This window comes from Methylocaldum gracile (genome assembly GCF_053646815.1).
Genome location: NZ_CM132196.1, coordinates 4,274,834 through 4,290,489, shown reverse-complemented (window position 1 = coordinate 4,290,489; position 15,656 = coordinate 4,274,834). Strand labels below are relative to the sequence as shown.

The following is a 15,656-nucleotide window of genomic DNA, read 5'->3' as shown; positions in this document are numbered from 1 at the left end:
GAGCTATAGCTGCGAAATTTTGAAGCCTTTCGATTGCAACAGGTTTAGGAGGCCGTGTTCACCGACCAGGTGGCCGGCTTCCAAGACAACGAAATAAGTCCTACCATCGGCCGCCAATTCCCCGATTTTCTCCGCCATCGCTGCGCTTCGATCGGTGAACAAGAGCTTGAAGAGCTTGTCCGAAGCCGGAAGACTATCGAAGCGGCGACGCACGATCAGCTCAACGGTCGAGGAATCTCCGCTCGTCCAGGCTTCGATCATCGATTTGAAATAGTCGTCCCCACGTTCAATCTCATTTAGCGATTGCAGGAGTATTTGCTCCTGTTCAATCTCGGACAAGCCATCCAACAGTTTCGCTTGTTCATCTACCGAGTCTAATTGAAGTACCGGCTTTCGCATCTGCGCATCCTTGACAAAGCCTTTTTCGATGCTGAGCTCTTGCGTATAGCCCGCCTGTTTAGCGGCTAGGCTCATCAAACTCAGTGACGCCATCCATGGCTTCTGGGTGAGAATCGTTTCCTCTGCCATGCCCAAAGCCTTGGAGAGCTTGAGCACTCTTTCCCAGGTGGCGGCTTTGATGTGGTCTCTTAAATCGGAATTGTCCGTGTACGCGCCTCGGTTTGCGGCGATGGGAAGTAGTTCGGCCTGAGGCAGCGCAGCGACATCGGCTCCGACGATCAGCACATCCGACCCCGAGAGGGCGTCCGTTATCGCTTCCGGGAGGGGATACATATCGCTCGCGCCATAAGGAAGGGCGCCCATGAGGTAGACCGTGCCTTCCGCAATTGTCGCCTTCCAAAGAAAGTGCGGCTTGTTATCGCTGGCTGCTAGTTGAGACAAGCCGGGCGGCAGTTGAGCCGACGTCAACTCCTGACATGGTCGGTCTTGATAAAAGACCTTATCTTTCTGATCCAGACACTTATAAACATCGGCGAATATCGAGGTCGGCAGCAACGCGAGCGCGAAGACCAATAGGTTGGAGCGGGTTACGAGATGGAACATAGGCGTCATTCTTCCCAGTGATCAAAAGGTCGGCGAAGCGATTCGATGACATCCAAAATGTAGCTCAAGTGTCCAGCTTGACAATTTTTGACCGAAGTATGGGAGACGAAGACGGGGCGAAGGTATGTTGTGACGGAAAGACCGACCTGGTCACGTGAACCGTCGTTCCGTTGAGGGCGGGATGTAGCCGTCGCGTGTCTTGAGTCTCGATGATGAGCCACTATGGTGAACTCTTGAGTCCCGGTTTCGATCAAAAATTAATAGCGCAAACGACGAACTCTGGTGGCGCTCTTGCTGCCAGCCCGGACGTGAACAGCGTATAAGGAGGAGTATGAAAATCGCGCAGGTAGCGCCTTTGTATGAGAGCATACCGCCAAAACTTTATGGCGGCACCGAGCGCATCGTGCATTATCTTACCGAAGAGCTAGTAGGCGCCGGACATGATGTTACGCTCTTCGCCAGTGCTGATTCGGAGACGAGCGCCAAGCTCGAGCCGATTGTTTCCAAGGCACTGCGTCTCGACCAAGATGTACTAGATCCGTTACTACCCCATCTCTTGATGTTGGATCGGGTGCGCAGAGCGGCCAGTGAATTCGATGTCATTCACTTTCATACCGGTTGCCTTCATTTTCCGGTATTTCGCGAATGCTCGACCCCGCACGTTACCACCTTACACGGACGCTTGGACATCAGAGAGTTAGATGCCCTCCTCGAAGCCTTTCGGGACATGCCGTTGATCTCCATTTCGGATTACCAACGCACGCCGGTCGGTTGGGGGAATTGGGTAGCTACGGTTTATCACGGATTGCCGGAGGAGCTTTATACGTTCCGTGCCGAGCCGGGCACCTATCTGGCATTCTTGGGGCGTATTTCCCCGGAAAAGCGCGTCGACCGAGCGATCGAAATTGCAATTCGTGCCGGCATGCCGCTCAAGATTGCAGCGAAAGTCGATAAGGCCGACCGCGAATATTTCGACCAGGAGATCAAGACCCTTCTCAATCATCCTTTGGTGGAGTTCATCGGCGAAGTCAACGAGCGAGAAAAGAATGAGCTGCTCGGCAATGCTTACGCCTTGCTTTTTCCCATCGATTGGCCGGAACCTTTCGGGCTCGTGATGATCGAGGCGATGGCTTGCGGTACGCCTGTGATCGCCTTCAGGAACGGTTCGGTGCCGGAAGTTATGCGGCACGGAACGACAGGTTTCGTTGTCGAGAATCTTCACCAAGCGGTATCGGCAGTCGAACGGGTAGGCGAGATCAATCGGGCAATGTGTCGACAGGCGTTCGAAAATCGCTTTTCCGCCCGCCGCATGGCGAGCGACTATATTCAGATCTACCGACAGCTCGGTGAAAAGTGTAAGCAGAAAGTCTCTCCAGCGCTAAAGGTTCTCGGTATGGACGTCATCGAGAAGGACCTCGGTCGCCTTTCTATGCTGGGCAAGCAAACGATCTAGTTTTTCGATTCCTCGAACGGGTGATCCATGGACGATCCGGCTTCCACCGAAAACCAGTGGTATGTCGCTGCCACCGCACCACGGGGCGATGAACCCTCTCGAGTCTTAAAAGCGGAAGATATGTTCGGTATCTTCGATCGTCACGGCGATATTTATCAGGTGAGTTCGAGCGAGCAGGGACTTTACCAAGGCGGGACACGCTATCTTTCTCACCTGGAGCTGCGAATCAACGGACAACGCCCCTTCTTGCTCAATTCCACCATCAAGAAAGACAACAGTTTGCTGGCGGTCGACATGACCATGCCCGATCTCTATGAGAGCGAAGTCCTAGTCATCCCGAGAGGCAGCGTGCACGTGTTCCGATCGGTGGTGTTGTTAAGCCAGGCTAGGCATGAGCATTTGCGTTTGGTCAACTACGGCGATCGAACGGTAAATTTGAACGTCGAGTTTCGGTTCGCTGCCGATTATCGCGATATATTCGAAGTGCGCGGTGTCCATCGACCGGCCCGAGGAACAATGCTGACGCCGGACATTAAGGACGATGCCGCGATACTCGGTTATCGCGGATTGGACGGCGAAATGCGCCGAACTCACATCCAATTCCATTGGCGACCCGATCAGCTCAATGCCTCGAGTTGTAGCACAGCGCTTCGGTTGGGAATACGCGACGAGATTCATCTGCACGTCTCGGTAAGCTGCGCTTGCGACGATGCGAGCGTATCGCAAGGTGATTATTACCAAGCGATCGATAGGATAGGGGCGGACACTGCAGCCTCCCGGTCGAGCGTCGCCCACATCGTGACTTCGAATGAACAGTTCAACGATTGGCTCGGTCGGTCTGCCGCCGATCTCGATATGCTGGTCACGGAAACGTCTCATGGACCTTATCCTTACGCCGGAGTCCCGTGGTTCAGCACGCCTTTCGGTCGCGACGGCATCATCACCGCGTTGCAGACGCTGTGGGTTCGGCCGCAACTCGCGAAGGGCGTAATCACCTATCTTGCCGCGACCCAGGCTGAATCCTTGGAACCCGAACGCGATGCCGAACCCGGCAAGATTCTTCATGAAGCGAGATCCGGAGAAATGGCCGCTTTAGGAGAAATTCCGTTTAAGCGTTACTACGGTACGGTGGACGCCACGCCGCTCTTTATCGTTCTTGCCGGCCACTATTATCGGCGTACCGGCGACCGGGCTTTCATGGAAACGATTTGGCCTCACATCGAAAGAGCCCTGGACTGGATCGATCATCATGGCGATTGGGACGGCGACGGCTTTGTGGAATACGCCCGACATAGCGCAAACGGGTTGATACAGCAGGGCTGGAAGGACTCCAACGACTCGGTATTTCACGCCGACGGAAACCTGGCGCCGGCACCGGTCGCGCTTTGCGAGGTGCAGGGATACGTCTATGAAGCTAAACTGCTGGCGGCCGAACTGGCCGAATTGCTCGGCCGGGGAAAATGGGCGCAGCGGCTGCGGCAGGAGGCTGCAGCGCTGAAAAAACGCTTTAATGAAGCATTTTGGCTCGACGAACTCGATACATTTGCGCTCGCACTGGACGGCGACAAACGCTGTTGTGCGGTGCGAACCTCTAACGCAGGCCATGCCTTATTCAGCGGGATTGCGGCTCCCGATTATGCTCGTCGCACCGCCGAGACGCTGTTGGCGGTGGAATCTTTCAATGGATGGGGAATTCGCACGGTCGCAGAGGGGCAGAGCCGCTACAATCCGATGGCGTATCACAACGGTTCGGTTTGGCCCCACGATACCGCCATCGCGGCCATGGGCCTGGCGCGTTACGGTTTCAAAGACAAATCCTTGAAGATTTTGACCGGTTTGTTCGAGGCCGCCGTGTTTCTCGATTTGCATCGCTTGCCTGAGCTTTTCTGTGGGTTCTCCAGGCTTCCGGGGCAAGGCCCAACTCTCTATCCGGTAGCCTGTTCTCCGCAGGCCTGGGCCAGCGGAGCGGTATTTCAGCTCTTGCAAGGCTGTCTCGGCTTGAGCTTTTCACCCGAAAAACCGCAGATCAGGTTTTATCATCCGCGACTCCCGAATTATCTCAACTGGCTCAGGATCAGCAACTTGCGTTTTGACGATGGCGTCATTGACTTAGCCTTGACTCGCCATGCCCACGATGTGGGCATCAATGTAGAACGCAAGGAAGGCGATATCGAAGTGACCGTCGTGGTCTGATGCGGATGCCTCGCATCCCGACGGAAGTTTAACCACAACAGTGGGCGGCTAATACACCGAATTTAGGGCCTAGCCAGAAGCTGCTTCAGCTCTCCGGCATTATGTTGTGCGAAGTTTCCGAAATTGTTATTGAAAATGACGTGTGTTTCTCGCGCCTTTGCGGCGAGCTTCTCGATGGACCCCGCCAATTCCTGCAATTCGTCGGCCGAATAGAGATAGTTGAAGCGATCGGCGGACGACTCGAGCCCTTTCTGACTCCAGGTCTCGCGGTTTCGGCCGTGCATGCGGACCACCGCTATTTCCGGGGAGGTGGTTTCCCAAACCGAAGGAATGCTGCTGGCAAATCCCTGCGGCTCATCCACGACGACGTGCGTCAATCCCCGGCTCCGTTCGAATTCGAGCACGTCCTCGCGATGCCTATCGTCAAACCAGGATCGATGACGGAATTCCACGGCAATGCGAAATCCTTCCATTACTCGGGCGCAAGCGGCGATATGCTCGAGATTGCTTTGCCGATAGACGAACCACGGCGGAAACTGAAACAGTACGACGCCAAGCTTGCCTGCATGTTTTAAAGGTTTAAGGGCTGAGCGAAACCGTGACCAGAGTTCGCCGCGGAGTTCCTCTGGCAGGTCGCCATAATAAATGTTCTTTTTTTCGACCGGCCCCAGGGCTGCACGAATATCCACTGGAAGCACTTTCGGCGGCGTTTGATGTTGCGTGAACAGCCGAAAGCTTTTGACATCGAATACAAAGCCCGGCGGAGTCCGTTCGACCCATAGGGCCGCATTCCGCTCCGAGGGCAGGGCATAATAGCTGCTGTCGACCTCGACCAGAGGAAACTGACTGGCGTAATAACCCAGCCGATCCGCAGGCGTCTTGATGTGGGCCGGATAGAACAAGCCGGAGTCGATCAGATTTTTGTCGGCCCAAGAGGCGGTGCCTACCAGAATCATCGCTTCCCTCGACTTTGAATGGCATGAGTCGCGCCAGTTACGGCATACGACAGCAAATATCCGCTTTTACCGAAATGCGGTAATGTCGGCTGAAGCAGGTATCTCGATATTTCGACAAGTATTCCGGTGGAAAGTCATCCCTTCGGCGCCGAGGCGGCGCGATTTTGCTCAATGCCGCGCTGCCATTATTCCGGATGCCATGATCCTGACTATCAATATAACCATTGGCGGATCGCGGCATATTGAAAGGCAAGGCTCTTGTGTACCAGCCTGAGCACTCCCCTGTGCCAATCGACGACGGTTTTTTCGAAAAACCAACGCGGCAACAGGCGGAAGGCCTGCAGCGCAACCGTCCCATACTGGGTGGCCAGAGAAAAAATACTAGTGTCCACCGTGGAAAGTAGCGCCATGGACCGAACGCATGCCTTATCGCTGGTGCGCCAGTAGGAAAAGATGCATTCTCTGAGCAGTAACGCCTCGGGCGTCTGGGCCAGAAACGCTTCGCGCAGTTCTTCCGCCAGGGTGCGCCGGGTCAATTCAAGACGGCCGCAGCGGCGAGAATAACGTCGCAGGGCCGTTGCGATATCGAGATTCGACTCGCTAAGCGCATCCCGCAAGATCAGCGCATCCTTTACCGCCGCAGTAATCCCCGAAGCGGTCAGCGGATGGCAGCAGCCTCTCGCGTCCCCGACCAGTGCGGCATTACCTCGTACGCTGGCATTCGGGACGATGCAGAAATTGGCTGCCGCCAAAGGTTTGCTCGTGGCCAGGACGCGTTCGATATCGAGCCTGAACAAGGGAGGGAAGAGACCGAGGTGCGTCTTGATCGATTCCTTCGAATCGGCGCCTTTCAGCACCTCGAACATGACCCTTGCCCGTCCTCCCCCGATCGCATAGGCATAGGCGACGCCGGCGGAATTCAGAAAGATATTGCCGTAGCCGTTATTGGGCAGATGGGTGTCTTCCACTTCGATGCCCATCATGCCGGAATAGCGCCGAGTCTCGTGAGAAATTCCGATCAATTTGCGCACTCTGGACATCGGTCCATCGGCGCCGAGGAATAACTGAGGGCGAATTCGTATTTCCTCGCCGTCGTTACTTCGTACCATCGCCGTGAACGACCCGTCGGGATTTTCCTCTATCCGTGTGACCCGTGCGCCTATCCAGGCCGTAACGCCGGGAAACCGCTGTACGGTTTCCAGCAGATGATCCTTCAGGATCCGGTGCTCGATCGCCCGTCCCAAATGGCGAGTTCCCGGCTTTTCGCCGTAGCGTAAGGTCACCGAGCTTGCGGGGTCGTCTTTATCGGCAGGGAAGATCGCGAAGCCTTTTACCGGCGAACCGGGCATCGATCGGTCGCTCAGCAAGCCGAGACGACACAGGCCATCGATGCCGGGCGGATGGATGAGCTCTCCGGCGAGGCGCCTGCCTTGGGCCGGGCCGGGTTCGATGATCAAGATGCGCAATCCCAATTGCGAGAGTGCCGCAGCGGCCGCTGCGCCGCCTACGCCGCCTCCGGCGATCAGCACATCGATATGTTCCTGATAAATGACTCGTCCTTGCATAATGCTTTTCCGATAATTGGTGAGAGCAGCCCGGGCGGGCTGCGCCTCGAATGTTGAACTTCACAGAATCCACCGACGACAATCCCTTGCAGTGCGATTTCAAGGTCCCGCTGATATTTGCGAGGGCCTTTTATCGGACTTTCGGTCCGAATTTCGGAGCTGAGCCGGAAGATTACATCTTCCGACGCCAAGTCGAAAAAATGCCTTGAAGACTCCGGCTATGGCGGGCTCGTCAGGCGCGCATAACGGGCCATCGCCCAAGTCGGGAAGTAGGTGTGATAGAGGCGATAATCCAACATCGCCGAGCCGAAGAAAACGCCGTTAACCGCCTGCCGCGGCCAACCGCCGTCCTCCAGTTGCCGGCTCATCAGCCATTCGAATCCACGTTTGATCGATTCATTATCGTACGGCAGGATGTCGAGCAGTGCGAGCAAGGCCCAACTCGTCATGACCACCTGACTTTGCTCGTGCTCGACGTAGCGGCCTTGGAGACAGCTCGAATAGTGCTCGCCCCAGCCGCCATCGGGCCGCTGCTTCCGGACCAGCCAGAGGGCGGCCGACTGAAGTGCCGGGTCCGAGGCGGACACGCCGGCCGCCCGCAGCCCCTTGGTCGCGTGATATATGGCATAGGTGTGATTGATGCCCCAGAATCCCGGATAGGATCCGTCGGCAAGCTGACGCCGGCGCAGGAAGGCTACGGCCTTGCGTATCGCTCGCTCGATCTCTCCGCCGGGCAAATCGGGATGATGCTTCCGGTAATGCGCGAGGGCGGCCAGCGCCGATCCCGTGCACTCGATATAGGAGAGTTCGGTCATGCACTGGCCGAACATTTCGGACGGATTGACCATTTCGAGCAGCTTGCCGCCGCGCCGGCGTTCGTAGGTTCCGAAACCGCCGTCCGCATTCTGCCGCGACAGAATGAAGATCACCCCCTGGCGGAGGCGCTCGGGCTCGAGCGGCGACGCCACCGTGTACTCGGGATGTGCGTAGAGCGCGAGCAGGGCGCTCAAGGCTTCCGCTGCGCAGTCGCTCACCGGCCAACGGTGTTGCCCGTCGGAAAAGCACCAGCCGCCGAGTGCCGGGTCCCGCCAGGCGCCGTCGTAATCCGGAAGCTCCTCGGTCATCTGGGCACCCCAGAGAAAATCGTGAGCCCGCTCGAGCGCTTTTGCCGTCCCTTCGACAGCCGACGGCCCCTCGACCAGAGCCTGGACGGCGAATGCGGTATCCCAGGTGTTGGAGCGAGCTCCCGCATAACGGATGCCTTCCGCCTCGTCCTCCCAGCGCCAGTCCTCGACGCCTTCGAGGCTGGGCAAAAGATCCGGATGGTTCGGATCGCGAGCGAAGATGGCCAGACAGTTGAGGAGTCCGCTGACGGGAGATATCCCCTGATAGCGCGTAACCCGCTGCTCGTAAAGTATCCGGTCGAAGCACAGGTCGAGGCCTTTCCGCCGCAGCGCCCGGCTATGGCGACGCTGGTAAGCGGCTAGCAGCTTGTAAATCAGGCGCAATACCGGGCTGATGGGGACATAGACATCGCTCGCGGCCAGGGTGTCTCGCAGAGCGGCGAAATCTATGGTTTCGTAAGGCTCCGGGTAGAGCTCCCGGCGCAATTCGCTGCGTAGCGTGTCCGGCAGGTTCGCGCGAAATCGCATGCCGCAAAGAAAGGCCATCCCGAGGTAAATCTGACGGGTGTGGCAGTAATAATGTCGCGGGTGTATCGGCAACCATTCCGGCATCAAGAAAAGTTCCGGCGGGACGGCATTGAGTCCCTCGTAGGCATAGAGATCCAACATGGCCAGCCAGAACTTGCCCCAAGTGGGAATACCCTTTACGCCATCGGGCTGGGTATGCAGCCAGCGGCGCGCCTTGACGAGCGTCGGCGAATCGGCGGGAACGCCGAGCAGCCTCAGGGCAACATAAGCCAGAGTGGTAAAGAAGACGTAGCCAGGCGATTCGGGGTGCATGCCCCAGGAGCCGTCATTCATCTGGTTACCTTCGAAATGAATGACGATGCGTGCCTTTTCCACGTCGCTGTAGGGGCGGGCCGCTATGGTACGCACGATGACGGCCTGGGCGAGAATCATGGTGCACCAGACCATTTCCCCTTCCCAGTCGCCGCAGGGCCGCTGCAGATCCAGCAAACGCCGCTGTGCGCGGCGGCTGGCTTCCCACGCGCATCTGAGAGGCGGAACGGGCGTTTCCATCCCGGTGTGCCCGCCGGCGGTTTCATTCCATTGAAGCTTCACGAACGTTGTCCAAGACAAATCATTGACCGGCAAAGCACGAGGACCACGTTGTCTCCTTCGGGCGCTTATCGATGGCGCATGGAAAAATACGTTACATCGCGTTGATTGTGCGGGAATATCGCTCCTGCGTCTAGTTGCTTCGGACGAAGTCACTCGATACGGTTCCACTAAACCCCGAATAGTACCGTGCGCGCCATGGCGACAATGCCTTTCAATTTTTTGCCGATGCCTCGGCTTGTATGAATGGGAGCGACCCCGGGGAGCGGCTGACCTTTCGCCAGTTTGCTCAGCCTCTGCTTTACGGAAAGATCCAGTTTGCCGTCGGCCGCCAGTTCCATGAACATCGCCTTGACATTGCCGAGATCGAAAAAGTCGCGCTGCCAGCACCACTGATATCCTCCGCCGTAGCGGAACCAGGAACCGCCGATGCCGGCGACTTCGTAATCGCTGCCGTCTTCCCTTTTCACCGGCGCGACTTGGCGCCAGATGCCGATCACCTCGCCCTGTTTTTCATCGATCAGGATTTTCTCGTAGGGGTAGCGCCATTTCTCGAATCCCTCCATGTGCGCCCCGAGCGCCCAGTCCTCGATCTGCTTTCTGCCTCTGGCGATGAATTCTCGGTTTGGTCCCATGTTCCAGCCGTATTCCGCATCCTCGGTGTACATCACGCCGAGGTGCTTGATCCAGTTGCCCTCCCGCTCGGCTTGACGATTGGCGGCAAGCCAGCGTTCGACCATTTCTTCCAGCTCTTCACGAGGATAGGCAGGCATTTCGGCTCCTTTCGGGGTAGTCCTTGCACGAATAAGGTTTGATGTATATGAAAAAAATGATTTCATGAACACCTTGATCGCGAAGCATGATACTAATCTTTTCAACCGGCGGACGATAACGCCATCGACTAGGACTCGGCAATGGCCAAAGGGCAACTCAAAGAGCCCCCGAAACTCTCGGGCGCGTTCCCGCTCGCGGGGCATATTTTCAGTTTCGGCAAGAATCCGCATGCTTTCATGATGCGGCTGCGCCGGCAACTGGGAGACGTGGCCGAATTCAAGCTCTTCCACCAAAGTATGGTGCTGCTGACCGGCACGGAAGCCAGCGAGGCTTTCTATCGCGCTCCCGACGAGGTGCTTGACCAGGGGCCCGCCTACAAGATCATGACTCCGATTTTCGGCAAGGGCGTGGTTTTCGACGCGCCCATCGCAAGAAAAAACCAGCAGCTACTAATGCTGATGCCGGCACTCCGGGACAAGCCCATGCGGACCTATTCCGATATCATCGTCGGCGAGGTTGCGACTCTGCTCGATCGCTGGGGCGATTCCGGCGAAATCGATCTGCTCGAGTTCACCAAGGAACTGACGATTTACACGTCCAGCCATTGCTTGCTAGGAGCCGAATTTAGATACGAGCTGAACCGAGAGTTCGTCGAAATCTATCGCGACCTGGAGCAGGGTATTCAACCCATCGCCTACGTCTTTCCCGATCTGCCGCTGCCGGTCTTCCGCCGCCGCGACAAGGCTCGGGCGCGGCTTCAAGAATTGGTGTCTCAGATCATGGAAAAGCGCGCGCAGCAGTCGGAGAACCGAACCAATGTCTTCCAGATGCTGATCGACGCGAGCTACGAAGACGGGAGCAAACTGACCGCACACGAGATTACCGGCATGCTGATCGCCGCCGTTTTCGCGGGCCATCACACCAGTTCCGGAACCGCCGCCTGGGTGTTGATCGAGTTGCTCCGCCACCCCGAGCACATGAAGGCCGTCATTGCTGAAATCGAGGAACGATTCGGTATGGACGGCGCGGTCGATTTCGAGTCGCTGAGGCAGCTTCCCAAACTCGAAAACGTGATTAAGGAAGTTCTGCGCCTGCATCCACCGCTGATCATTCTCATGCGCAAGGTGATGCAGGATTTTTATGTCAAGGACTACGTCATCAAGGCCGGCAAGTTCGTCTGCGCGGCGCCCTCCGTTACGCACAGAATTCCGGAATTATTCCCCCAACCCGACCGGTTCGATCCGGACCGGTACTCGCCGGAACGAGCCGAGGACAGGGACCTGTTCGGCTGGCAGGCTTTCGGCGGCGGGCGTCACAAATGCTCGGGCAACGCCTTTGCCCTGTTTCAAATCAAAGCCATCTTCTGCGTGCTGCTGAGGCGTTATGAGTTCGAACTGGTGAACTCACCTGAAAGTTACCGGGACGATTACCGAAAAATGGTGGTCGAGCCTGCCTCCCCTTGTCTCGTTCGTTATCGGAGACGGCAGGTTTCGGCTCTGAACAGAGCCCGAAAAGAGACTGCAAGCGTTCGAAGCAGCACGCTCACCGGGCGTTTTAGGATCGTTGTCGACCGCGATCTATGTAAGGGTCATGCCCATTGCGTGGCGGAAGCGCCAGAAATCTTCCTGGTCGACGAAAAAGGCCGTCTTGAGGTGCTCGAGGAGCGGCCATCGGTGGCGCTGATCGAGAAAGCGAGGGCTGCGGAAAAATACTGCCCGAATCAGGCGATAAGAATACTGAACGACTCGGAATCCTGATTCGAGGCATGACCAAGCTCGTACCCAGCGAAGTTCCGGTGAAAGCGACAGGCGACCCTACATCCCGTGTTGTCGAACACATTCTCACCCATTATCGGGGGCTGTTCGCGACCGTCGTCCTTTTGCCGGTTTCGGCGTTGTATGGCGCGTATGTCTCGGTTCGCGACCGCATCGCCTTCCGCCTCAAGAGCGCTCCCGCGAAGCATGATCAAAAGGTAAAGAAGGTGATCGGGCAGATCGAGGCATGGAAGCGGGACGGTTGCCGGGAAAAGCTGTGCACCGCGCGCTCAGGCTGGAAATCCATGAGCGAGTTGGTGCCCAAGTACAAACTTTTCCATCGAAAGATCGACGTCAGCCTGTACGACATTCTCGAGATCGACGAAGAACGCATGCTTCTCAGGGTGGAGCCGCTGGCCACGATGGGTCAGATTTCGCGAAGCCTCGTGCCTCGCGGATGGACCTTGCCCGTCGTCCCGGAATTGGACGACTTGACGGTGGGCGGTTTGATCATGGGCTTCGGGGTGGAAAGCAGCAGCCACAAATACGGGTTGATTCAGCACATCTGCGAATCCTTCGACATTGTGACGGCCGAAGGCAAGCTGCTCCGGTGCAGTGCGTCGGAGAACCCGGACCTTTACTACCTGATCCCTTGGAGCCACGGCACGCTGGGTTTTCTGGTCGCCGTTCAACTCAGAATAATCCCTGCCAAAAAATACGTCCGGCTTCACTATCGTCCAGTTTACTCACTCGACGATATGGTCGATGTTTTCGAAGCGGAGAGCAGGGATACGGAGAAAAACGACTTCGTGGAAGGGTTGGTCTACAGTCGCGATACGGCGGTCATCCTGTGCGGCATGATGACCGACGAGAAGGGGGCCGACGGACCGTTGAACGCCATCGGACGATGGTATAAGCCATGGTTCTACAAGCACGCACAAACCTACCTCACGGAACGAAAAGAAGGGTTCGAGTACGTACCGCTCAGGGATTATGTTCATCGACATACTCGAAGCTACTTTTGGGCGATGGAAGAAATCATTCCCTTCGGCAATCATCCGCTTTTCAGATGGCTATTGGGATGGGCGCTGCCGCCGCGGATCGAGCTATTGAAGTATACGGAAACGGAAACGACCCGAAGGCTTCGGGAAAAACATCACGTCGTTCAGGATATGTTGATGCCGATCCGATACTTGGCCAAATCCATTCAGTACTTCGACGATCATTTCGAACTCTATCCATTGTGGCTTTCGCCCATGGCGGTCTACGAGAACGAGCGGAAGCTCGGGTTCATACATTCCTTCCGAGGCGAGGGTGACATTCTGGGTGAGCTTTATGTCGACATCGGCGCGTATGGCACACCGAAAAAGGACAGTTTCGACAACGCCTCCGCCTTGCCCTCGCTCGAAAAGTTTGTCCTGGACCATCGGGGTTATCAGGCGCTGTACGCCAGAACGACCCTGAGCCGAGAGAATTTTAGAACCATGTTCGATCACAAAGACTACGACAGACTGCGGGAGCAGCTGCCGTATTGCAAGCTGGCCTTCGATGAGATTTACGACAAGGTATCGTCAAAAGGCCGGACCTCGCCGGTCGAGCTGAGGCGTATGAATAAGGTGAGGCCACGGCATCCACGGTAATTCGGCTTTCAAAACGCCGTTTACTTGAAGACCAGGCTCTTTACCAGAGAACGCCTGTTGCATTCGGTCGTGCAGAGAACTGGATGAGTCCCGATGTGTAAACGTCGATCGCTTCAGGAGAATTACAAGGCGACTAACGCCATGCGCTACGGATGAGGTCAAATGGCTGCGTTTTCGGATAAAAATATCAAGGGCCTGGCAGTCACAGGTGTTAATTATCGGCGCTACGAGGGAGGCAGTGATCCCAGTTTCGGTGTCCAAGTTACCGCCGCCGGCGTCAAAACGTTCTTTTATCAATACACACTTCACGGGCGCAGACGTTTTCTTCGCTTGGGCACTTACCCTGTACGACGCTCTATCCTGGGAAGAGATCCGGACGATTTGGAACACGGACGGCTTCCATTTGCCTTATCGCTTGGCGATTCGTCTATTGTTGGCCACTGGTGGACAACGGCCAGGCGAGGTAACCCAAGCTGCCTGGTCGGAATTCGACCTTGATGCCCGTCTATGGTTGCTTCCTGCTGCTCGTGTGAAAAATAAACGTGATCATCTCATTCCGCCCACCCGACTCGCCCTAGATATTCTGAATGACTTGCGCAGCATCTACCCTGAAAGCAAATGGTTGTTTCCCGGTCGCCACAATCCGTTATCTGTGAAGCCTTGGAACGAGTCCACTTTACCGCACGCCGTGCAGGACTTTTGTGAGGAAACCAAGATGCTGCCCTGGACCCCGAAGGATCTGCGACGTACCGTAAAGACGCGGATGGGCGAATTGGGGATCGATAAACCGGTGCGGGACCGAATTCAGAATCGTGCATTGAACGATATTTCGGCGAAGCACTATGATCGATACGACTACGTTGCAGAAAAGCGGGCTGCCCTTGAAGTTTGGTGCCGCCAGCTTGAAGAGTTAACCACTCGATGAAGTGCCGCTCACTGAGTGGTCGAATAAGACTGTACCGGCTCCGACGTGTCCCGCAACTCATCGCGGGCTGCTTGTACATCCTCGGGACTGACGGGTTTCATTCTGGTGCGCCGTTCCGGAATGAACCGCCCCGGTTTTCCCGGAGACAGTTAATGTTGAGTCAGGCCGCGATGACCGACTCGGCCTATTGGCGATAATACGCCTGTTCCAACTCCGCCGGAGGCCCATGGCCGATCGGCTCCAGCAACCGACGGTGATTGAACCAATCCACCCATTCCAGGGTAGCGTACTCGACCGCATCGAGGTGTCGCCAAGGCCCCCGGCGATGGAGGCCCTCGGTTTTGTATAGCCCGGGGCGCGCATCAGGCGCTCGACCGTGCAGCGGGCCACCCGAATGCCTTCGCGCTCGGGTTGTCGCCAGACTTTACGGGCGCCGTAGACCTGGAAGTTCTCCTCGTATACCCGGCGGATTTCCCTCGAGAGCTTGATGTCACGCTGCGCCCGTGGCGGCAACCGGGCTGGGTCCACCTGTCGCGTCTTGTGCTCGTGGTAGGTCGATGGGGCGATCGGCAACAGGGCGCGGATCGGCTCGACCCCATAGGCGACCCGGTGTTTGTCGATGAACGCCACCCTCATTTCAGTCGGCGGTCGAGCTCCTTAAGCGAAAAAAGCCGCCGCCTTACGCAGAATCTCGTTGGCCCGTTTAAGCTCGCGGTTTTCCCGCTCCAATGCCTTGAGCCGATCGTGCTCCGAACCGCACACGCGCCCTCTTGCCCGGAGTCGCGTTCCGTCCGACGCACCCACTTGCGCAACGTTTCCGCGGCGCCGCTCCTCTTGCCCGCGATCGAGCAGATGGCCGCCCACTGCGATTCATACTCCCCTTGATGTTCAAGGACTAGGCGGACCGCCCGCTCTTAGGTCTCTGGTGAAAATTTCGATGACTTTTTCATGACTCCATCCTCTCGAGAAACGGAGTCTCCGGAAATCCCGGGGCGGTTCAGTGGCCCGCAATTTCCGGCCGTTCTCTCGTTGCCCATGCTGTTATGTCACAGAACGGCCTCCATTTTGTCACGCATCGGTAAGCAGATTGAAACGTGGTACGCCTATGATCCAGCGCGACCTTCACCGTGCGCCACACGTTTCTTGTGATC

General features: G+C 56.8%; 10 protein-coding genes, 1 pseudogene and 1 other annotated feature. Of the genes and pseudogenes, 5 read left to right on the top strand and 6 right to left on the bottom strand.

The annotated features are described in order from the left end of the window. Positions 1-3 precede the first annotated feature (3 nt). Complete coding sequence (locus tag ACWJJK_RS19055; RefSeq protein ID WP_168175477.1) at positions 4-1,002, bottom strand: TraB/GumN family protein; 999 nt, start codon at positions 1,000-1,002, stop codon at positions 4-6. Positions 1,003-1,333: 331 nt separating this feature from the next. On the opposite strand from ACWJJK_RS19055, the gene ACWJJK_RS19050 reads away from it, so the two are divergent. Together ACWJJK_RS19050 and ACWJJK_RS19045 are read left to right on the top strand one after the other, a co-directional pair. Continuing rightward, positions 1,334-2,455: a glycosyltransferase family 4 protein gene (locus ACWJJK_RS19050; RefSeq protein WP_077731471.1), complete on the top strand. Its 1,122-nt coding sequence runs from the start codon at positions 1,334-1,336 to the stop codon at positions 2,453-2,455. Positions 2,456-2,482: 27 nt separating this feature from the next. Then, entirely contained in the window at positions 2,483-4,648 is a 2,166-nt protein-coding gene (locus ACWJJK_RS19045) for an amylo-alpha-1,6-glucosidase (RefSeq protein WP_077731472.1), read from the top strand. Positions 4,649-4,710: 62 nt separating this feature from the next. Here ACWJJK_RS19045 and ACWJJK_RS19040 read toward each other — a convergent pair whose 3' ends face one another. The 4 genes from ACWJJK_RS19040 to ACWJJK_RS19025 form a co-directional block, all read right to left on the bottom strand. After that, positions 4,711-5,604: a DUF72 domain-containing protein gene (locus ACWJJK_RS19040; protein WP_077731473.1), complete on the bottom strand. Its 894-nt coding sequence runs from the start codon at positions 5,602-5,604 to the stop codon at positions 4,711-4,713. A 212-nt stretch (positions 5,605-5,816) separates the two neighbouring features. Next, on the bottom strand, positions 5,817-7,169 hold the full coding sequence (locus ACWJJK_RS19035; RefSeq protein ID WP_077731474.1) for an FAD-dependent oxidoreductase: 1,353 nt from the start codon (positions 7,167-7,169) through the stop codon (positions 5,817-5,819). A gap of 218 nt (positions 7,170-7,387) precedes the next feature. Then, positions 7,388-9,415, bottom strand: a complete 2,028-nt coding sequence (locus ACWJJK_RS19030) for a 2,3-oxidosqualene cyclase (protein ID WP_454128382.1) — start codon at positions 9,413-9,415, stop codon at positions 7,388-7,390. Positions 9,416-9,582: 167 nt separating this feature from the next. Continuing rightward, a complete protein-coding gene (locus tag ACWJJK_RS19025; protein WP_156879729.1) occupies positions 9,583-10,185 on the bottom strand; it encodes a nuclear transport factor 2 family protein in 603 nt (200 codons plus the stop codon). A 141-nt stretch (positions 10,186-10,326) separates the two neighbouring features. On the opposite strand from ACWJJK_RS19025, the gene ACWJJK_RS19020 reads away from it, so the two are divergent. From ACWJJK_RS19020 to ACWJJK_RS19010, 3 genes are all read left to right on the top strand, one after another. Then, the gene (locus ACWJJK_RS19020) at positions 10,327-11,943 is read left to right on the top strand and encodes a cytochrome P450 (protein ID WP_434111453.1); all 1,617 of its coding nucleotides are present in this window, start codon (positions 10,327-10,329) and stop codon (positions 11,941-11,943) included. Between the two features lie 8 nt (positions 11,944-11,951). Beyond that, positions 11,952-13,580 (top strand): FAD-binding oxidoreductase, encoded by a 1,629-nt coding sequence (locus tag ACWJJK_RS19015; RefSeq protein ID WP_156879727.1) that lies wholly within the window; start codon positions 11,952-11,954, stop codon positions 13,578-13,580. Between the two features lie 238 nt (positions 13,581-13,818). Then, positions 13,819-14,505, top strand: coding sequence for a site-specific integrase (locus ACWJJK_RS19010; RefSeq protein ID WP_454128381.1), 687 nt, complete (start codon positions 13,819-13,821; stop codon positions 14,503-14,505). 184 nt (positions 14,506-14,689) lie between these two features. On the opposite strand, the pseudogene ACWJJK_RS19005 reads toward ACWJJK_RS19010, so the two are convergent. Further along, positions 14,690-15,455 (bottom strand): annotated as a pseudogene (locus ACWJJK_RS19005) (IS3 family transposase). Beyond that, positions 15,064-15,178, bottom strand: a sequence feature (AL1L pseudoknot). Its footprint overlaps the pseudogene before it by 115 nt. Positions 15,456-15,656 lie beyond the last annotated feature (201 nt).

What these genes read in the sequence shown, in the direction of transcription:
- ACWJJK_RS19020 (WP_434111453.1), top strand. Translation starts at nt 10,327, where the DNA reads ATGGCCAAAGGGCAACTCAAAGAGCCCCCGAAACTCTCGGGCGCGTTC.
- ACWJJK_RS19045 (WP_077731472.1), top strand. Translation starts at nt 2,483, where the DNA reads ATGGACGATCCGGCTTCCACCGAAAACCAGTGGTATGTCGCTGCCACC.
- ACWJJK_RS19015 (WP_156879727.1), top strand. Translation starts at nt 11,952, where the DNA reads ATGACCAAGCTCGTACCCAGCGAAGTTCCGGTGAAAGCGACAGGCGAC.
- ACWJJK_RS19040 (WP_077731473.1), bottom strand. Translation starts at nt 5,604, where the DNA reads ATGATTCTGGTAGGCACCGCCTCTTGGGCCGACAAAAATCTGATCGAC.
- ACWJJK_RS19025 (WP_156879729.1), bottom strand. Translation starts at nt 10,185, where the DNA reads ATGCCTGCCTATCCTCGTGAAGAGCTGGAAGAAATGGTCGAACGCTGG.
- ACWJJK_RS19035 (WP_077731474.1), bottom strand. Translation starts at nt 7,169, where the DNA reads ATGCAAGGACGAGTCATTTATCAGGAACATATCGATGTGCTGATCGCC.
- ACWJJK_RS19050 (WP_077731471.1), top strand. Translation starts at nt 1,334, where the DNA reads ATGAAAATCGCGCAGGTAGCGCCTTTGTATGAGAGCATACCGCCAAAA.
- ACWJJK_RS19055 (WP_168175477.1), bottom strand. Translation starts at nt 1,002, where the DNA reads ATGTTCCATCTCGTAACCCGCTCCAACCTATTGGTCTTCGCGCTCGCG.